Genomic DNA, 20,483 nt, shown 5'->3' on the forward strand with positions numbered 1-20,483 from the left:
CGTCTACTCCACTTTCGTTAAAAACGTCATCTGGGACGCGTCACCGCCGGTCAGCATAAGGTGCAGATCGCGAATCAGCTCCCCGACTATGTCCGTTGCCTGGTACAGCGATTTTCCTGTCGTCCAGACATTTCCTTCTTTCACCGCTTTGAAGTCCTCAAACATCTCACTTTTAGCCAGCAGATCCTCCATACCGGCCAGCGGCGCGTCGATGGATGCGTTATAGACCAGATAGTCTGCATTCACGGCAGCTGCGTAAAATTCCTCCATGGTCAGGGGAATCGATGTCTTCCCTGACTCATCCCGAAGGTCGGAAAACGCGTAGCGCCCACCTCCAATCTCAATCATCTTCGGAATATAATCTGTGGGCTTCCTTACCACAACAGAACCGTCTGTACTGACATAGAAATACGCCACTGTCTTTTCAGTGTTTTTAAAATCTTTCAGATCGCTGATTACCTTGGCCTGCTGGTCAAAAAATGTTTTCGCTTCATCTTCCTTATCCACCATAACACTGTATGCCTTGATCCACTCCGTTCTTCCCAGCGGATGGCTCTCGTAGCTGGAGCGGTCGATGAACACCGGGATATCCAGCATTTCAATCATCTCCTGCACCTTTGGGGAATGAAGGATCATGGTCGACTCAATGGCCAGGTCACACTGTTCATTTACCAGAAGTTCATAATCCGGCTCGCTGTATTTTCCAGCAAAGAGGATATCTCCACTTTCCATGGCCTTTACAGCATCGTTTATATACCAGCCAGAGGCCTGGGTACCGCTCAAGCGGATAGCATCCAGCGCATTCATGGAGGCAAAAAGGGCCATGGCTGAGGTCGCTGCCAGATAAATCTGATCCAACGGCTGCGGCAGCACAATGATGCCCTCGTCCAAGCCATCCGGAACCGGCTTGCCTTCCGGAACCACCAAATATCTGGCGCTGTCATGGACGTCGATCAGTCCGTAGCCGCCTTCATAAAAATATACGTCAAATCCCTCAGCATAGATGAGCTCCATTGCGGACTCATAGGTAAGTCCTGCGATTTCCGGCGCGTCGCCGCTCTCTCTGGCCGCCGTCGTTCCCTCTGTCTCCGCCTGACCACTTACCGTACCGGCCGTCGTCTTCGTTTCTGCGGAAGTCTCTTGTGTGTCCTGGAACGCCTGCTTTTCTGTTTCCTTCTCTGCTTTTTGGCCGCATCCCCCCAAAAGGAGGACTGCAGCCAGTACCAGTGCAGTAACCTGATATAACTTTTTCTTCATCATCTGCTCTCCTGCTGCGCCGCTTTTTTCACAGCCGCCTCAAAAAGCTGGTCCGCTTTTTCCTCACAGCCGAAAAGCACGCCATATACTTTGATCCACTCGTATTTAGCCAGCTCAGTCTCTTCATCGACAGAACGATCGATGACCACCGGGATATTGAACATGGCAAAGTTCCCGGCACTCTCCTCGAAGCGTTCCGTCTGTTCTTCTGCTGTAAGCTCTTCAGCCTCTTTTTCCCTTGGAAGCAGTTCACCGGGCAGAACAGCCAGATTGGTTCCTTTTTTGATCAGGGCCTTATAATCGGGCAGATCATACTGTCCGCCAAAAATCACATCAGCTTCTTCTTCTCCATCCTTCACGGTCATTCTTTCCGCGACAGAATCAATTCCGCATTCCTCCTGCTCACAGCCGACCGCTGCCAGATTATCGAGGATACCCAGTGTCTCCATCATCTCCAGAATCTCATCAGAAGCGGCATAGGTTTTGTCCACAGGCATCCGCACGATGATCATATCCTGTTCCAGGCCAACCGGAATCTCGGTGTCGTCCGGGACAAGGAGATATTTCACAATATTTCCTTTGTAAAGCTCTGCGGCAATCTCACCTTCGCTGGGGACAAGTTCCTCCCCATCCTCAGTGACAATATCCGTTTCGACAGGTTCTTTTGTTTTTTCTTGTCCGCCATCCTTTTCTTCCGTCAGCCTCTCCGGGTCTCTCGCCGTATCCTTCGTCAAGTCGATCTCTAAAAGGACAATATCCTGATCATAGTGATAAATCTTGAAATATTCCGCGTAGTCAAGCTTAGCCTCAGACTGATACTCCAGTCCGATAATCTGGGGAGCCGTCTCATCCAGCTTCTCATTGCTGTTCTCTCCGGCCGCTTCTCCATTTGCTGCCGCCGCCAGATAAATAAAAATAGTATATTCAATCTCGTGAGTTGCTGACATTTTCGTCGTCATGCCAAGAATCTTGTTATTCTTATTCAGTGCTACAGGAATGACGACAGTGGCCGTACCGCCACTCTTAGTGGCATAGTAAGTGTTTCCGTTGGCTTTTACGTATTGATAAGAGTCACTGCTGAATACCAGTGTTGCATAGGCCTGTCCGTTCTTTACGGTAATCTTGTTGCAGGATATCCTTACCCTTCCTGTGCCGCCGGACCACGAAAATTTATCCGGCTTATAGACGCCGTCCGCCAGAGTCGTTGCACTGTTCACCCGTCCGGTGGAACCACTGGTATCAGACTCATATTTAGACTCACTGTCGGCTTTTCCGTCATTGTCAGGAATCACATCCGGCTGGTTTCCGTCGTCCTTGCCATTATCGGGATCCACAGGCGTTACCGGCTCGTCCTCTCCGCCGGAGATATCGCCGATCTTCTTCATCGTCTCTGACCGGAAAGTCAAAGTCCTGTCATACCATTTGTCATTCTTAATGGAATGTGCTGCCACCGCAATTCCCTGATCCAGCGCCGCTACCGGTATCGTATAGGTGTATTTCCCGCTGGCATCTTTCACAAAAGGAGCCCAGGAGAACTTATCCGCCTTTTCCGCGTCAGCCGCTGTTCCCAAGTACAGATAATCATAGCCGGTTCCGCTCAGAGTGAGTACCGCGCTCATCTTTCCGTTCTTCACGGTCAGGATACAGTCCATTACCCGGAACATGGCCGCGCTGGAATCCACAGTCACCTTGTAGCTTCCGTCAGACGGAACCGCGGGATCTGCAGGTTCCGGGTCCTGATCCGGCAAATCTCCCGTTTTATCCAAAAGGCCGTTTATGAAGAAGCTTCCCGACTTCTCTGACCAGACGTTGCTTTTTTCTGCATGCACAACATAGCTGATTTCTTTTCCCAGATCAGCGGTCGGGATGGTAAAAGTAAAGCTCTTATAGGTATCACCGATATCCGTCCTGGGAACTGCTTTTACGGATTTTGCGTCCTTCACGGAATCCGAGTCACTGGCCAGGCCGATATAAAGCTTATCATATTCCCTCGCCTGGGTGACCAGAGTCACTGTGGCCATACTGCCGTTGATCGTGAGGCTGCTCCCCCGCTCAAAGCAGAGACTTGTATAATTGGATACCGGATAGGCAGAGCCGTATAAGTCATAAGTGCCGTCTGCCATCGTATTTGTGATCCCCGCCAGATTTGGAACATTGATGAACAGATCTCTGGCATAGCTGAACCAGCCGCTGTCATTTCCGGGGGTAATGGGAATATTCATTCCCTGCTTCTTCGCCGGAACCTGGAAGGTGAAGGCCGTCCTGTCGGTGTCCCGATCATAGGAGCCTGTGCAGGTCACTGTTTTATTGGTATCAGACTGAACACCCTGATACAGCTTCGACCATGTATTTCCTTTTACATACAGAGTGAGAATCATCGTATTCCCCTTAAGCACTGCCTTAGAGGAAACAACTGTAAAATTATTGTAAGAAGCTCCGGTCCCTCCCGCGATAGCCTTGATCGTATCCGTCTCTGTGGGAAGCGTCTCAATCCCTTCATCCGGAATGTAAATCCAGAGGTATAGATTCGTATACCAGTCCTTAACACTGCCTTCCGGATATCCCAGAGAGACAGGGAGCACCTTGCCCTTATCGGCCGCCAAGACACGGAAGGTAAAGGTCCAGCCGCCGGAAGCAAGCTTTGTTCCCATAGTCACCGGTGTCTTGGAAGCATCATCCTTAAAGCCTAGATATAGCTTGTCAAAAGACGTATTTGCTGTGGAGATTGTAATTTCCAGCTCTTCTCCATCCGCAATCACGGTGGATTCGCCGACTTTAAACATTGCAAACTCGGCGCCATTGTCCTTTACGACTTTAACCGTACTCCCCGTGATCACAGGAGCCGACGGCATTCTGACAGCGGCTGTGGAGGATGTGGCTGTTGTGCCGTTCCCGTCTGTGATCACGCAGCGGTACTGCCCCGCCAGATCTTCCGACATAGTAAAACGGTATTCCGCAGTTTTTGCGCTGTCGCCAATACAATCCGTCCATTGGCTTCCGTCCGCACTGTACTGCCACTGGTAAGACAGGGCTGTTCCGTCTTCGCCTGACGCCTCCGCCGTAAGAATGACTTCGGCCCCCGCACCCGTCACAGTTTCGCTCGCGGGCTGGCTGGTAATGGTAATCTCCGAGGGCTTCTTAAAATTGTCCGGTGCAGGAATCTGAAATGCCAGAGAGCTGCTGGTGCTCCATGTTCCTTTGGAAGCGCTTCTCGGCACAAAATGAACCTCTCCGCCCATCGCACTGGACGAGACGGTAAATTGGAATTTCTGGAGATTCTTATCTGCATCTGTTTCTCCAAAAACGACCGGCTCCTTGGGATCGTCGTCTTTCTTTCCAATATAGATTGCGTCATAAGAGAATTTTCCGCTGGACGCCGGACTTACCCAGATTGTAACTTCAATTCCGTCACCTTTGACCACGGCCTTTGACGCCGCGATCTTAAACATGGTGTAGGCCTGTCCGGGCTTTTTGGCGTCGTCGCTGCCATATACGGCGGTGATTCCGTCATTGGCCAGATACCCTTCCTGCTCGCTGGCCGCACTGACCTTCACCACATTTGTAACGGCTTCTGCTCCCGCACTGTCTTTTACCATACAGCGGTACTGCCCCGCCAATACTGCCTCCATGGTGAAGCTGTAATCAGCAGCTTGCGCGCTGTCTCCCGTACAATCTGTCCATCCGCTTCCGTCGGAGCTGTACTGCCACTGATATGTCACTCCTTCCCCGTCAGCTTCCACTGAAAGAACCGCTATCTCCCCGGCCTTTTTGCTGACCGCTTCCGGCTGTTTTGTGATTAGCAGCACCTTGGGAATACTCATCCACAGATAATTTTCCGACCAGGTTCCCTGATCGGAACGGCCCACAGAAACTGGAATCCAGTTGTTTCCGGAAGAGACGGGAACCTGGATGGTAAACTCACAAGTGTTTCCGGTCCTGACCCCAGTAAAATATCCCGGTTTGCTCCCGTCGGACTGATACCCCAGATAGAGCCAGTCAAATGTCTTTTTGGCACCGGTCTGGAAGGAAATCTCTATCACATCTCCTTTTACAGTGCAGGCTGCGTTTGTAATAGGAAACATTCCATATTGACTGCCGTCGTTTTTCAATACCATCACACCGCTTATGGCGGCCGTCGGCTTCACCGGCTGCTCATCTACATTGGCTGCCAATAAAGCCGTCTGGACTGTATCATTATTCTTTTCTCCGGCGTCAGCCACAGACGTGGGCTCCGCACCGCTTTCGGACGCGGCCAGTGTCTCCGCGGCACTGCTTTCTTTCGCTGCCGCACTGCTCTCCGCCTTGCTTTCCTTTCCGGTTTCCGTCCTTTCTGCTGCTGCCGGCTCCTTCTTGTCTTCCGAAGCCGTACTGCTTTCCTTTGCCGCCGGCTCTTTTTTCTCTTCTGAAGCCGCACTGCTCTCCTCCGGCTCCGGTTCTTTTTTCTCCTCTGAAGCCGCGCTGCTCTCCTCCGCCGCCGGCTCTTTCATCTCCTCTGATAATGCTGCGCCGCTCTCCTCCGTCAACTCAGACGCTGCCGCATCTGCTCCGATATTTGACAGTGGAGACAACAGCATCGAGAAAACTAACAGCAAAGCCAGCAGGCTCATACCTTTTTGTTTCATCTTAACAATCCCCTTTCCGCGTGTCGCGTTTTTTTCTTCTGCAGGCCGCCCGATCTGATCGGACACTTTTTATCTCCTAAATACATAAAAAAAGCCTGCCCTTCTCCGAAGTGCAGACACTAAAATAAGTCCATTTCTGGATGAATATCATGCTTTCTTCGGAAGCAATTCACCAACATTTTCAGCAGGTTTCCTGACTTACAGATCATCGTTCTTCCGCGCCTTCTCAATACCTTGCGGTACAATGGCTTTTTGCGGTTTCACTCCCTGTTCACAGTGGCCGGACCGTCCGGGATTTACACCCGGTTCCCTTTTACCCCTGTGCCTAACGGCACAGGGCACTGAAAATCCTATGTTTATTTTCCTGATTATAACAGATTGTTTGTTCTTTGACAAGTGGAAAGAGTCAAGATTCATGGCCTGATGAGAACTGCATCCTGTAGAACTTAGCATAGACTCCGTCTAATTCTATTAATTCCTGGTGCTTCCCCTGTTCAGAAATCCCGTCATCGGTCAACACCAATATTTTCTCCGCGTTCCGGATCGTCGACAGCCTGTGGGCGATCACAAATGTGGTCCTTCCTCTGGCCAGTTTCTCCAGAGCCTCCTGTACGACCCGCTCACTTTCATTATCCAGCGCAGAAGTGGCTTCGTCGAAGATCAGGACCGGCGGATCCTTGAGAAATACCCTCGCCAGAGACAGTCTCTGCTTCTGGCCCCCTGACAGCTTTACGCCCCGCTGTCCGATATCCGTATCATAGCCGTCTGGAAGTTCCATGATAAATTCATGGGCATTGGCAGCTTTGGCGGCTTTTATGACCTCTTCTCTCCCTGCATTCTGTTTTCCATAACAGATATTCTCATACACCGTCCCCGCAAACAGATAAACATCCTGCTGGACGATTCCTATATTCTTTCTCAGACTTTTAAGCTTTATCTTCCGGACGTCCTTTCCGTCCAGAGTCACCCTTCCCCCGCTGACCTCATAAAAACGCGGAATCAGACTGCACAACGTAGATTTCCCCACACCCGAGGAACCGACCAGCGCGATATACTCTCCCGGCTTCACCCTCATATTCAAATTATGAAGGACATCATCTCTAGAAGAAGCGTAACGGAAACTCACATCCTCAAAACAGATTTCTCCCTTTACTTCTTTAATATCCGCCGCATCCGGTTCATCTTCAATGTCCGGCTGTATACTCAGTATTTCACGGAACCGTCCATAGCCGGACATTCCGTTCTGGAACTGTTCTGTAAAGCTGACAAGCCGTTTGACCGGGTCAGTGAAGTTAGCCGCCATCAAAAGAAACGCCACCAAATCCGCCGCATCCAGCCTGTCTTTAGCCAGAAGCAAGGCTCCGACGGATATCACCACGATTGTCATCAAAGTGGTAAACGCTCCCAGTCCGGCATTATAAACTCCCATATACCGGTAGCTGTCCCGTTTACTCTCCAGGAACCGCTGGTTGCCTTCGTCAAATTTGCACATTTCCGTGTCTTCATTCCCAAAGGACTTGACCACACGGATACCGGAAAGGCTGTCTTCAATCTGGGCGTTGACATCCGCGATCTTCTCCCGGTTCCTTTTATATGCCCGCTTCATCTTCTTATTGAGGACAATGGCATAAAACAGCATGAACGGAAGCAGCGCCGCGGCAGAAAGGGCCAGCGGAACATTGATAAACAACAGGATTATCAAAGAACCGATTATCCGGATAACAGAGATCACCAGATCTTCCGGTCCATGATGGCACAGCTCACTGATGTCAAACAGGTCATTGGTCACCCTCGACATCAGCTGTCCAACTTTCTGGTCATCGTAAAAGGTAAAGGACAGCTTCTGATAATGCCCGAACAGCTCATGGCGCATGTCCCGCTCCATTTTTGCTCCCATCATATGACCAAAATACCCTATATAGAAATTACAAAAAAACTCTATGGCGACCATGACCAGCATCAGGGCTGCCAGCTTGAAAATCATGGATACCGCGGCATCCGTTTCAAATCCGATCACAGTTCCGGTAATATACCGGATAATGAGCGGAATCACCAAAGTTATCGCCGCACCTAAACACGCAAAAAACATATCGCTGAGAAACAATCCCAGATACGGCTTATAATATGATACAAAACTTTTCTTTTTCATTTTTCTCTCTCGTCAATCACCATTTTGGCCGCCCCATAGATTCCGGCGTCATTTCCCAGCCTGGCCAGAGCCAGCTTTGCTTTCCCGCGGGTCAGCTTGATCAGGGGATCATAGTGTTTCTTTATCAGATCCAAAAGATACTGTCCTGCTTTGGATACACCGCCGCCGATTACAAAGATCTCCGGATCTACCACCTGCGATACATAAGCCATAGCCCTGGCCAGATACATCATGCAGTAGTCCGCCACATCCTCCGCCAGGCCATCGCCAGCCTTGGCCGCATCAAACACATCCCTGGCCGTCACCCGCTGCAGATTGCGGAGCACGGAAGGCCTGTCGCTTTCCCTCATAAAAATCCTGGCATGGCGGGCTATGCCGGTAGCAGATGCAATCTGCTCCAGGCAGCCACGGTTCCCGCAGTTGCAGACCTCCGGTTCCTTCCAGTCCCAATCCATGACCATGTGGCCAATCTCTCCGCCCATTCCTTTGCTTCCGGCCACAATATGCCCGTCCAGGATGACTCCTCCGCCCACACCGGTTCCCAGTGTCACTGCTACCACATCTCTGTAGCCTTTCCCGCCGCCCTGCCACATTTCACCCAAGGCCGCCACATTTGCGTCATTTCCCCCTTTTACCGGAATGCCGCCCAAAAGACCGCTCAAATCCTTCACCGGATTCATATCCCGCATTCCCGGGCCGATATTCACGCAGACTTCCAGATATCCGTCCTGGCGGATAGGTCCCGGCACTCCCAGCCCCGCGCCCGCAAGCTCTGAGAATTGGATCCCCTCTTCCTCCATGTTCTTTTTAATAGAGGCGGCGATGTCCGGTATGACTTGCTTCCCCCCGTCGTCTTTTCTCGTGGGTATCTCCCATTTCCGTATTAAAGATGCTTCATCTGTCAAAAGGCCCAGCTTCGCCGTCGTGCCTCCCAGATCTACGCCTGCATATATATTGCCCATAACTGCCTCCATCCTGTACCTCCGCCGCCTGCCGGACTATGCTCCCGCACGGTCCCTGGCCCGGATAGTTTTAAATTCTTATTTCTTATTTTACCCGATAATTGCAGTTTTGCAAGAACTTATCTGTCATGGATATAATAATGACCGGGCCCCGATTCCATCGACCGGGCCCGGTCATTTCAAAATATCCATTGAATCTCTTCCTTACAGTATGTCAGGTCATCCCTGCAGATAACGCTTCAGCTCATCCACTTTATCCAGGCGTTCCCAGGACAGATCCAGATCGTCACGCCCAAAATGACCGTACGCTGCCGTCTGTTTATAGATCGGCTTCCGCAGATCCAGCATTTTGATGATACCGGCTGGACGAAGGTCAAAGTTTTCACGGACAATCTCCATCAGGCGCTCGTCCGGCAGTTTTCCAGTGCCGAAGGTGTCCACCATGACAGAAGTAGGCTGAGCCACTCCAATGGCATAGGACAACTGGATCTCGCACTTATCTGCCAAACCGGCCGCAACCAGATTCTTGGCCGCATAGCGGGCAGCATACGCGGCAGAACGATCCACCTTTGTGCAGTCCTTGCCGGAAAAAGCTCCACCGCCATGCCTTGCATAGCCGCCATAGGTGTCCACGATTATCTTCCTTCCGGTCAGGCCGCTGTCTCCATGAGGCCCGCCGATTACAAAACGCCCCGTAGGATTGATAAAATATTTCGTCTCGTCATCCACCAGCTTCTCCGGCAGGACCGGTGCAAAAACATATTTTTTAATATCTTCATGTATCTGTTCCTGGCTCACATCCGGATCATGCTGTGTGGACAGAACCACCGCGTCCAGATGAATCGGTCTCCCGTTTTCATCATATTCCACTGTCACCTGGCTCTTTCCATCCGGCCGGAGATAGGAAAGCGTACCGTCCTTTCTGACCTTTGCCAGCTGTCTCACAAGCTTATGTGCCAGCGCGATGGGATAAGGCATATATTCCTCTGTCTCATTGGTGGCATATCCAAACATCATTCCCTGGTCGCCGGCTCCTATCGCTTCGATTTCTTCATCGGACATTAAACGCTCCCGTGCCTCCAGGGCCTTGTCCACTCCCATTGCTATATCAGGCGACTGCTCATCCAGTGCCACCATCACAGCGCAGGTGTTTCCGTCAAAGCCGTATTCTGATTTGTTATAGCCGATCTCCAGCACTGTATCCCGTACGATCTTCTGGATGTCCGCATACGCATTGGTGGTGATCTCTCCCATGACCATGACAAACCCTGTGTTGCAGCATGTCTCACATGCCACACGGCTCATGGGATCTTGCTCCAGCAATGAATCCAAAATAGCGTCAGAAATCGCATCACACATTTTATCCGGATGGCCTTCCGTTACGGATTCCGATGTAAATAAGTATTTTTCCATTGTATCTCCTTTCTCTTTCGCTCTGCCGCGCCTGCCATATTCAGAATCACAATTGTGCAGACAAGCTGTTTCCTCAAATATGACGGTACAGGGCTCGTTGTTTAACGTAAAATGAGCCCGCATAAGCGGACTCGATATCAGCAGTATCAAATCCTCTTATTGTTCGATAAATCTAACTCGCTCAGGTTGGCACCTTCCACTTCGGGGGTTGCCGTGGCTTCACAGGTCCTCTGTACCTCCACCACTCTGAATAAGGGAATTGCGGGACTTCATATGAAATTGTAGACTGCGGCATATGCCGCAATCAAGTACTCTCGCACGAATACCTACTTGTATAAAATAGCGCAGTTTCTAAACTGTGTCAAGCAGTTTATAGCATCAAACCGCTTCCAGTTTTAACCTCGCCACATCCTTATCATCCTCCGCCTGCTCGATCATGGCTCCCAAAGAACGCAGCTTATCATCAAAACGCTCATATCCGCGGAGAATGTACTTTGTCTCATCCACGACCGTATGGCCTTCCGCTGCCAGGCCCGCCAGCACCAGCGCCGCTCCCGCCCTCAAATCCGGAGCGCTCACATCCGCTCCGCTCAGGCAGTCCACACCGTTGATCACGGCCACATTGCTCTCTACTTTTATATTGGCTCCCATTCTGGCCAGCTCATCCACATATTTAAAACGGTTTTCGAAGATGCTCTCCGTCACCATACTGGTCCCTTCTGCCAAAGACAGCGCCACAGAGATCTGCGGCTGCATATCAGTCGGAAATCCCGGATACGGCAGGGTTTTCACATGCGTATATTTCAGTCTGGATTTACAGACTACTCTCACAGCATCATCAAACTCGCTGATTTCACAGCCCATCTCAATGAGCTTTGCGGAAATCGCCTCAAGATGCTTGGGAATCACATTTTTAACGGTCACATCACCTTTTGTCACCGCAGCCGCGAACATAAACGTGCCAGCTTCTATCTGGTCAGGAATGATGGAATACGTGGTGCCATGGAGCTTCGGCACTCCCTTAATCCGGATGATATCCGTTCCGGCTCCTTTAATGTTGGCTCCCATGCTGTTCAGCATATTTGCCACATCTACGATATGAGGTTCTTTTGCCGCATTTTCTAAAATCGTGTTTCCCTCTGCCAGCACCGCCGCCAGCATAATATTGATCGTAGCTCCTACTGAGACCACATCCAGGTATATATGGCCGCCGCTCAAGTGAGCCGCGTCAGCCACCACCATGCCGTGATCCACCTCAGCCCTGGCGCCCAGGCCGCGGAAGCCCTTCAAATGCTGGTCTATGGGACGGCTCCCAATGTTGCAGCCGCCGGGCAGTGACACTTCCGCCCTCTTGTACTTCCCAAGAAGCGCCCCTAAAAGATAATAAGACGCACGGATCCTCTTTATAAAATCATCATTTACCCGAATCGTATTGATAGCAGAACCATTGATACGGACCGTATGGGCATCCATATGAAATACTTTTGCGCCAATCCCTTCAATTGCTTCCAAAAGTACATTGATGTCCCGCACATCAGGAAGGTTTTCTATGATTACATCCTCATCAGACATGATTGCAGCCGCTAAAATACCCAGAGCCGCGTTCTTCGCGCCCCCAATCACGACGTCACCCACAAGAGGGTTCCCGCCTTTAATCACATATTGCATGATGACACCTCATCTACATTCTTCATTTTTATTTAGAACAACGGATGTTCTTTATCCTGTGCTGTCATGTATCCTTAGTTTGTACCACTGTCTATTGGTCTATTATAACAATCTCTTTCTATTTTGTAAAATCTTTTTTATTTTTTGTAAGATTTCCTTAAGAATTAAATGGTTTCTTACTTTATCCAGCTGACAAACGGATATCCATAGGATGCATAGTAAGCTTCCGCATCGTCCTGGGACATTTTATAAGTTCCCCCCGTCAGAGAATCATAAAGAATCAGGTTTTTAAACACATCGTAACCGATGATCAGCTCCGCTTTATCGTTTTCCGTCAGCGCCAACACCGGGTAGCCGCAGTCTACATAATAAAGCACCTGGTTCAGTATACACCCGTGAAGGTCCAGGGCTCTGCCGGAAAATGCATCATTGAGTATCTCATAGGCCGTTCTCCCGGAAGCCAGCTCTCCGGCCACGTCCATTGTGATATTTTCCTGCTTCAGCATAATGGAAAGGCAGGCCGCCAGCCTTTCATTTTCGGCGGACGCCGCCAAACTGTTCACATCTATCAGAGCCTCTGCAGCTCTGTTGGCCCTGGTCCAGATATAGTTTTCACCACTATCCACCACAACTCCCATTTTATCGTACACAAGACCAATGGCCTCACGCACAGAATAACAGATTCCCTGGAGCCTCCCGCTGGCATAAGCATAGTATCTCTTATCCGCTTTTCCCAGGTCTGCCGTGGATATCAGGCTCAGCTCTCTCGTATCCGTGCCGGCCACTTCCTTCGGGGTGGTAATACTCAATACCTTTTCTTTATTGTCCGAGGAAGACAGATTTAACGAATAAGTCGTTTTCTTAATTTCTGAAATCCGGCTGGAAACAACGGATTTTTCCTCCTCACCAGCCTGATTCTGAATCAGGGCGTCGTCAAGAGCCGCGGCCCACGCACCGTCCGCACCTTTTGTTTCCCTGGTTATCTGTATCTTTCCTTCTTCCACCTGGATATCGCTTATATAGATTCCATCCCTTTGATAAGTGGTCTGGATCTGCTGCTGCCGGTCAATTATCTCCAACGCATACATCGGATAGTTGACGATCAGGCTCCCCTTTTCTATATCGGATTCTCTCGCCTTACCGTAGATAAAATCTCCGTCAATGAATCCCAGCGCGCGAATCGTCTCTCCCTCAGAAGCATGAATCGTGAAATTTGTCCCATCATCCATATAGAATACCTGGATGTTCTTTCCTCCGTAGATGTCTTCCTCTTCCTGCCACGCCACGGCGCTGGAATCTTCGCTGATAACAAAAGAGTCCTCTTTCATCCCGCTGATGATCTCCACGTACTCTTCACCGGAAAAATCAATGGCATAAATGCTGTTTCCGAACATAAGATAAAAAAGCTGGTTATTTCCTACATAAGAAAGTGTGCCGATCTCCTCCTTCAGAATCTGATACGGCTTGGTGGACGGAATAAAAAACACTTCGTGAATGGCATTCTCCGACCGGCTGTACTGATAAAATACCAGCCCGCACTCACCTTCATGGCTTCCCCGGTTCATATACCCATAGACGGTAAAAGCCACATCGCCCTCTTCCCCCACGCTGATTATCCGAAATTTATGCTGGTCATAAAGAGTCCTGACTCCGTGATCATTTTTTTCTTTAAAGGAAAATAGCTTCGACGCCTCATTTTCTTTTTTATTATAGCTCCAAAGTTCTCCGTCCGCCACGAATGCCGTATAATCCCCGGCGCTGGCCGTCTCAATGGGAAGATTCCCCGGACTCACGATTCCGAGTTCTATCTTTCCATTCTGTATGGTAATATCAGACGCTTCAAAGGATTGATCCATGGTGCGTTCATAAGCGATCAGCCACAGTTTCCCGTCTACATAGCGGACGCTGAAAAATTCCTTTACATTATAAGATTCCACCTTACCAGAATCCCCTTCAGCCGTAATGCCATACGAAAGCTCAATGGAACCCACCATTTTATTCATTTCTTTAATATTGACTCTGATCTCTCCTGAACGCTGAGGCGACAAGTCCCCCCAGGTCACATGGCGGTAACTGGACTTAATATCCGCATAGCCCAGGGAGCTGTTGTCGGCATCGCTGCTGCTTTCCAGCTGAACCGTCAATTCCTCCGAGGTATTTTTCGAAAAAGCCAGTTCACTGAAGTTCTGAGCAAACGCGATCTGTTCTCCAATGTGAGTATCTCCATAATAACGAATCCGCGTATAATAATATGCACTGTCCCATTTATCAGTCTTTATTTTCAGTATCAGAATGTATTCTGTCTCCGGATTCAGCAGATCCTGAAGAACAATCTCACCGCGCACTGTTTCACTGTCCCCAGAATACGAATCACAAGACTTTGTCTCTATTAAATTCTTACCGTCCAGACTGCGTATCTCAAATTCAATGCCCTTTACGGTGTTTCCATACGTATTGACCTGAAAAAACAGCTTCCTGTCCTGCGGTATGGGGGTGATGGTATCCCTCATATACGGGGCCTCCATGGCATCGGTATAGCCATGAAGAGTGTTGACCGCGCTGCCTTCAAACTCCATGGTCACCACCGGAAGGCTCGCGCTGTCCATGACTGCATAAACTACTTCCTGTTTCTTTTTTCTTGTAAAAAACAGAACTGCCGCCACTGCGGCCACAAATACTATGGCCAGGACGAGCAGACGCTTTAATATCTTCTTCATGGGTGCACTCCCTCATTTATCCATATCCTAAAACCTATCATCACCTGCCGCGCTCCGCGCACTGACGTGATGCCGCAAAGCAGCCTTACTCCGCAGGATAAATATAGCCATGGCAATTTTACCATGACTATATTGTAAGGTCAAACAAAAGAAACCTCAACCGCTTTTTTATTAACTTTTTCTTAGTATTCCTACCAGTATTTTTTTCTGCTGCTGCTCCTGCGGATTCTTCTTCTGCACACTTCGTGATATAAAAGAACCTCTATGGCAGCTTTCAGCCACTCTGCCTCGACGTCACTGGCTTCCTCCGGAAGCTCCTTCTGATAGACCTCATCGCAGAGCCTGCGGAGTCCTACCCGGTCTGGGTATTCATCATATAGGATACTTCCTTCATAATCAATGGTATCGCACAGATCATTAATGCTTCCCTGGATTTTTTTCATTTTCTCAGGATACATCGCCTGGAAATACTCCATGTCCCGCCCGATATCCTGGCTGTCTGCCATACTGCCGCTCATCTGAGCGCTCTGGCTGTTTCCATACTCCAGATCCGCGGCCCTCATCCAGGAAACTGGACGCATCAGACCGCCGGGATATGTCCGCCTGAATGGGCGGCCTCCATAATAATCCCAAATAAAATCACTGTATCGTTCTGCCATCTAGCTGCCACCTTATATCCATAATATAATACAGCATATGCAGTCTCTGCCGGATTTGTTACTCATATAAAATGACCGGGCGCAGCGGTATTCATTAATAATCTGCACGTATTATGGGACATCCCAGATGAAAGATGGTCTTGTTCTCCTGTTCGTCGTAGGATACAGCCAGATTCAGATTAACGTTCCTTCCTGCAATGCTTTTAGCTTCTCCGGCGCCTTTGGCATACGCATAGACCGTATAAAGCTCTTCTTCGTTCATCTCTTCAACCTGCTCTGCGTTCATTTCATCCAGAAGGGATTCCACGATGATCCCCTGCTCTTCTCTTGAAAGGCGGCCCTCATAGCTCCCCTCCATTTCGACATAGACCTGTTCTTCCAGCCCGCAGCCCGCGGTCGCTTCATCCAGGCGTTTCTGCCCCTTCAAAGCCTTTTCCGCGCTGATCTGCCCCTGCAGGTAGATGTCCGCCCGCAGATAATTTTCCTGCCGGAGTTCATACGGGCTTATCTCTTCTTCCCGGGTCAGAAAAGAGAGCCTCAGGACAGAGCTTCCATCGCCCGCGGTCTGCTCCAGGGTGATGCTGTTTCCATCTTTCAGATGCTCCTGGCTAATACGTCTGCTCTCCGTTTCTCCGGCTTCGGCATCCATGCCCTGTGTATTCAATTTATCCGTCAAATTCTCCAAAAAGGTCTTTTTTTCTTCTATTAAATAGTATGCGTCATCCAAATAGCCTTCACGATAGATATGACAGCTGCTGTCAGAAAAATTGGCTTTTTCAAAAGCTGTCAGCACCGTTTCCCTCACATCTGTATCCGGCCCCCTGAACATTAAAACCGCCACTGCAAGCAGAAGCATTCCCAAAAGGCACAACTTCCATTTCCCGGCCGCTTTCCGAAGCCCTTTTCCCATACTGCAATCCCCTTCCTTTCTCATTCTTCTATTATTATAAGAATTTCCAGATGCAGGGAATTTTATGCAGAAAAGAATTTACTGGTATGATACTATGTACTTTTTGGAATCATTCTATTAGTCCTAGTTAAGAAATCGGATTTTCCGTTTCTGCCTGCCTCTGCCTGGGGAACACCGGCCGCTGCCCTGCGGCGCTCTCCTTTAGGCCGGCCCGGAATCGTTCTGCCGGTTTTCTTTCTGCCGCACCGTTATAAATGTTTTCCATTTTCCTGATTCCAGAAAAGGATCGGATATCCCCAGGGCCCGCACGCCTTACGGCGGCGGGCCTCCGTGGCCGCCTCAATGACTTTCACAACAAATAAAAGCTTATTTCGGTGCGGGAAGAGGAGCAGGAGGAATGATCCGATTCCATCGTAAGGGGAGCGCTGCAAAGGCGTTGGCAGGATCTTCCCGGCCGAAAGGGAGGCAAAAATCGCATATCATGCGGATTTTTGTTGGAATCTGACATGGAAAAATATCGATTTATCCATATCAGTTGGAAAGGACCGACCGAAGGCCGCAAAGATGCTGGTTACGGCTGCCAGCGACCCGCCTGGATGGAAGCGGACTTCCTCCTGTCTCCTCTGGTTTGCAAAGATAAATTTGTTTGAAAGGTATTCAAAGGTATACAAAAAGAAGCGCCGTCCGGCGCTTCTTAAAATTCATTACTCCATTGTATAGGGCATTAAAGCAATATGTCTTGCTCTCTTGATGGCAACGGTCAGCGCGCGCTGATGCTTCGCGCAGTTGCCGGTGATTCTTCTGGGAAGAATCTTTCCTCTCTCAGAAACATATCTCTTTAACTTTGCAACGTCCTTATAATCAATGACGCCGTTTTTATCGCCGCAGAACACGCAAACCTTTTTCCTTCTGCGTCCGCCTCTTCTCTTCATCGGAGAATCCGCTCTATCACCTCTTGTGTAAGCCATGGTTAAAACCTCCTTATTCCGAATATGATCTAATTAAACGGGAGACCCTCATCTTCTACTCCATCGGGAATATTCATAAAACCATCATCCACCGCGCTGCTGGGCTGAGGTCTGGCTTCCTGGCGGAAGGAGCTGCCGGCATTCTGAGCGGACGCGCTTTTGCTCTCCGCGAATTCCTGATCCTCCACCACTACATCCGTGGTATACACCTTCTGACCGTCCCGGTTCGTATAACTTCCGGTCTGAATCCGGCCGGTCACCACAATCCTGGTTCCCTGATGCAGATATTTTTCCGCGAATTCCGCGCTTCTTCCAAAAGCAACACAGGATATAAAATCCGCCGTCTGGTCATTGCCGTCGCCGCCGCCGCGGCTGAACCTTCTGTCAACTGCAAGCGTATACCGTGCAATAGCCATGGCCTTTTCACCCTGCGAATAACGAATGTCGGGGTCTCTGGTCAATCTTCCCATGAGTATTACTTTATTCATGCAATCTCCTCTTTTCTTTTCTTACGCGTCCTGTCTCACGCATAAATATCTGATTACAGGCTCCATGATACGAATGTGGCTTTCCACTTCGTTCGGGCAATTAGAATCAGATTCGAACTGGATGAAATAATAAAATCCCTCTTTCATCTTCTGGATCTCGTAAGCAAGTCTTTTCTTGCCCCACTCATCCACATTTGTGATGGTACCGCCGAAACGGGTGATGTAAGACTGCACTTTCTCTAAAGCGGCTGCCTTCTCTTCCTCTTCCAGCTTTGCACTCAGCACAAGCGCTAATTCGTATTTGTTCATGCTGTTTACCTCCTTTTGGTCTCTGGCCCCCTGCTTATTCCATCGGGGAGCAAGGAAATGTATAACTACTGTCACAAATAAAGATTCTACCATGTTTTGACAAGGTTGGCAAGAGGTTTTTGACCTCAGTCCTGATCTTCCGGTCTGCGGCGTCCCCGGCAGTTCTTTTCCACTAACTTACGCGGCACCATGATCAGATGCCCGCAGCCCATGCACTTTAATTTAAAGTCCATCCCCACCCGGGTGATTTCCCACTCACTGCTTCCACAGGGATGAGGCTTCTTAAGCTTGACAATATCGCCGATCTGAAATTCCATCTTGTCCTCCTTTCGGAATCCGTTTAATTCGTTATCACTTTAGGAACATTCCCAATACTTCCCCAATCGGCGCTGCGATCACCAAGTCTGCCCTTCTGTCCATGGGGGTGATTCCCTTATTGATGAGAACAAGCTTCTTGCCGCGGTAATAATCAATGAGGCCGGCCGCAGGGTATACGGTCAGCGATGTGCCTCCGATGATCAGCACATCCGCAGCCGCTATGTAAGAAATGGCTTTCTGCATGATTCCATAATCAAGTCCTTCCTCATACAGTACCACGTCCGGCTTGATGATGCCCCCGCATTCACAGATTGGAATTTCCTTCGCCTCCAAGATATAATCCGCATCGTAGAATCTCCCGCATCTGGTGCAGAAATTCCTGTGTACAGAACCGTGGAGCTCCAGTACCTCCTTGCTCCCGGCCATCTGATGCAGGCCGTCTATGTTCTGAGTGATGACCGCTTTTAGTTTCCCCTCCTGCTCCAGCTTTGCCAGCGCCAGGTGAGCCGGGTTCGGCTCTGCCTCCTTGAAAATCATTTTCTTTTTATAAAACCGGTAAAATTCCTTTGTGTTCTTTCGATAGAAGCTATGGCTTAAAATGGTCTCAGGAGGATAGTCATATTCCTGGTTATATAATCCGTCCACACTTCTGAAGTCCGGAATATTACTCTCCGTAGAAACGCCTGCTCCGCCGAAGAACACAATGTTTTCACTGTTCACGACCCATTCCCGCAGCTGTTCTCTCTCTTCCATATTTATCCTCCTTCATCCATTCAAAACAGAAAACGGCAATTTCGCCTGTCTTTCAGACGATCTCGTTGATAAAAGGCGCCCGGCAGACGCGGACAGCATTGAGATCAGCCTCCCATTTTTCCATTTCATCCCTCAATCTGCCTGTCTCCCCGCCGCTCCATATGGCCTCTGCGGCCTTAAGCTCTCCTTCCGCGTTCTCAGAAAGCCCCTCTAACCGTATGGCCTGCTCTTCAAGAAGCACCGGCAATTCCCTGGCTCCTGACAACCATTCAAAAAGCCCCTGTATCTCACATCGCATCCAGTGTTTTCCGATGCTCAGATCTGGCCTCTCTGTCCGCCGTACCTGGCTTCCAACCGGTGAAAGCTTCCATATATAATATCCTTCATTCTCAGAGATCAAAGAATCCGTGACCAGCATATACAGTTCCACCGGATACTCTGACGTAAAAAGCTTCAGAAAGCTCTCCACGTCCGTGATCCGGCCCATGATGACCGGCTTTTTCTCATTCATGAAAAACGAAGAACCGTTTACTGTGATCTCTCCGTTAAAATAACCGCGCAGCGCTTCCAAAACGAAGGAACCGTCCTTCTGACGGCAAAGGATTTCCCGGACTTCCACAGGCTCCTCCCCCCAAAAAGGGACACAGGCTTTCATTTCCCCGGCTTCTTCCTCAAATAATAAGATTCCGCCTCCTTCGCTCTCCGTCTCCGCCAGCAGCGTCTGATAATAAGGCTTGTCCCGCTCCGGATAACAATCAAAGCTCTCCGTCAAGATTTCAGAGGAAAAGCCGACCATCGACGGGATATCTCTTCTGTCCGCCCTTCGGGCGGACAAGCCGTCTGTGCCTTTTCTGCTGCCTTCTCCGCAGATCCTGCCCGCATTCATCCTGTAAAAGTACCGGAAACCAAAGGGGCGGTAGATTGCCTCACTGGCAGGCATCAAAAAAACAAAGGGAAGGCCCTTGTCATACAAGTCCTTCAGACTTTTCACAAGAAGGCGTCTCATCAAGCCCTTGTGACGGTGTTCCGGCCTGGTCGCCACCGCTATCACATAGCGGCTCATGGCAGTAAATCCATTCACATACATCTTGTATGGATTCAGCTGCAGCATGGAGGCCAGCTCTCCCTCCCGATCATATATCCCATAGCACTCATTTCCCAACACCTTATACGCATCATAATAATCAAGAAATCCGGCAGAATCCTCTGTAAAAACAGTCTCCCAAAGCTTTCTGCAGGCTCTCCGATCCTGCTTTCCCAGTATGCGGGCTTCCCATTTTTCTTCCACGG

16 protein-coding genes and 2 riboswitches are annotated in these 20,483 nt (G+C 49.7%); all 16 genes read right to left on the reverse strand.

Annotated features, from left to right (window positions below):
* Window positions 1-3: 3 nt before the first annotated feature.
* Complete coding sequence (locus LQE92_RS06380; RefSeq protein ID WP_231062160.1) at window positions 4-1,257, reverse strand: ABC transporter substrate-binding protein; 1,254 nt, start codon at window positions 1,255-1,257, stop codon at window positions 4-6.
* Window positions 1,257-5,879, reverse strand: coding sequence for a TroA family protein (locus LQE92_RS06385; RefSeq protein ID WP_231062161.1), 4,623 nt, complete (start codon window positions 5,877-5,879; stop codon window positions 1,257-1,259). The genes LQE92_RS06380 and LQE92_RS06385 overlap by 1 nt, the downstream gene beginning before the upstream one ends.
* A 166-nt stretch (window positions 5,880-6,045) precedes the next feature.
* Window positions 6,046-6,240, reverse strand: a riboswitch (cobalamin riboswitch).
* 45 nt (window positions 6,241-6,285) lie between these two features.
* Window positions 6,286-8,028, reverse strand: a complete 1,743-nt coding sequence (locus tag LQE92_RS06390) for an ABC transporter ATP-binding protein (RefSeq protein ID WP_231062162.1) — start codon at window positions 8,026-8,028, stop codon at window positions 6,286-6,288.
* A complete protein-coding gene (locus tag LQE92_RS06395) occupies window positions 8,025-8,990 on the reverse strand; it encodes an ROK family glucokinase (protein ID WP_231062163.1) in 966 nt (321 codons plus the stop codon). The genes LQE92_RS06390 and LQE92_RS06395 overlap by 4 nt, the downstream gene beginning before the upstream one ends.
* Window positions 8,991-9,209: 219 nt before the next feature.
* The gene (metK, locus tag LQE92_RS06400) at window positions 9,210-10,403 is read right to left on the reverse strand and encodes a methionine adenosyltransferase (protein WP_231062164.1); all 1,194 of its coding nucleotides are present in this window, start codon (window positions 10,401-10,403) and stop codon (window positions 9,210-9,212) included.
* Between the two features lie 153 nt (window positions 10,404-10,556).
* Window positions 10,557-10,660, reverse strand: a riboswitch (SAM riboswitch).
* 121 nt (window positions 10,661-10,781) lie between these two features.
* Window positions 10,782-12,071, reverse strand: coding sequence for a UDP-N-acetylglucosamine 1-carboxyvinyltransferase (locus LQE92_RS06405; protein WP_269141882.1), 1,290 nt, complete (start codon window positions 12,069-12,071; stop codon window positions 10,782-10,784).
* Between the two features lie 176 nt (window positions 12,072-12,247).
* On the reverse strand, window positions 12,248-14,788 hold the full coding sequence (locus LQE92_RS06410) for a cysteine peptidase family C39 domain-containing protein (protein WP_231062165.1): 2,541 nt from the start codon (window positions 14,786-14,788) through the stop codon (window positions 12,248-12,250).
* A 191-nt stretch (window positions 14,789-14,979) separates the two neighbouring features.
* On the reverse strand, window positions 14,980-15,447 hold the full coding sequence (locus LQE92_RS06415) for a hypothetical protein (RefSeq protein ID WP_231062166.1): 468 nt from the start codon (window positions 15,445-15,447) through the stop codon (window positions 14,980-14,982).
* A gap of 94 nt (window positions 15,448-15,541) precedes the next feature.
* On the reverse strand, window positions 15,542-16,357 hold the full coding sequence (locus tag LQE92_RS06420) for a YwmB family TATA-box binding protein (protein WP_231062167.1): 816 nt from the start codon (window positions 16,355-16,357) through the stop codon (window positions 15,542-15,544).
* Window positions 16,358-16,484: 127 nt separating this feature from the next.
* A complete protein-coding gene (locus LQE92_RS06425; RefSeq protein ID WP_231062168.1) occupies window positions 16,485-16,622 on the reverse strand; it encodes a hypothetical protein in 138 nt (45 codons plus the stop codon).
* 439 nt (window positions 16,623-17,061) lie between these two features.
* On the reverse strand, window positions 17,062-17,325 hold the full coding sequence (gene rpsR / locus LQE92_RS06430; protein ID WP_147596295.1) for a 30S ribosomal protein S18: 264 nt from the start codon (window positions 17,323-17,325) through the stop codon (window positions 17,062-17,064).
* A gap of 29 nt (window positions 17,326-17,354) precedes the next feature.
* Window positions 17,355-17,813, reverse strand: coding sequence for a single-stranded DNA-binding protein (locus LQE92_RS06435; protein WP_231062169.1), 459 nt, complete (start codon window positions 17,811-17,813; stop codon window positions 17,355-17,357).
* Window positions 17,814-17,834: 21 nt separating this feature from the next.
* On the reverse strand, window positions 17,835-18,122 hold the full coding sequence (gene rpsF / locus LQE92_RS06440; RefSeq protein WP_147596297.1) for a 30S ribosomal protein S6: 288 nt from the start codon (window positions 18,120-18,122) through the stop codon (window positions 17,835-17,837).
* Window positions 18,123-18,247: 125 nt separating this feature from the next.
* On the reverse strand, window positions 18,248-18,439 hold the full coding sequence (locus LQE92_RS06445) for a DUF951 domain-containing protein (RefSeq protein WP_231062170.1): 192 nt from the start codon (window positions 18,437-18,439) through the stop codon (window positions 18,248-18,250).
* Between the two features lie 34 nt (window positions 18,440-18,473).
* Window positions 18,474-19,193 carry an NAD-dependent protein deacylase gene (locus tag LQE92_RS06450; protein WP_231062171.1) on the reverse strand — a complete coding sequence of 240 codons (720 nt, stop codon included), beginning with the start codon at window positions 19,191-19,193 and terminating at the stop codon, window positions 18,474-18,476.
* A gap of 52 nt (window positions 19,194-19,245) precedes the next feature.
* Window positions 19,246-20,481 (reverse strand): GNAT family N-acetyltransferase, encoded by a 1,236-nt coding sequence (locus tag LQE92_RS06455; protein WP_231062172.1) that lies wholly within the window; start codon window positions 20,479-20,481, stop codon window positions 19,246-19,248.
* Window positions 20,482-20,483: the final 2 nt, after the last annotated feature.

The sequence above is a fragment of the Lientehia hominis genome (assembly GCF_021044755.1).
In the GTDB taxonomy this organism is placed as follows: domain Bacteria; phylum Bacillota; class Clostridia; order Lachnospirales; family Lachnospiraceae; genus Lientehia; species Lientehia hominis.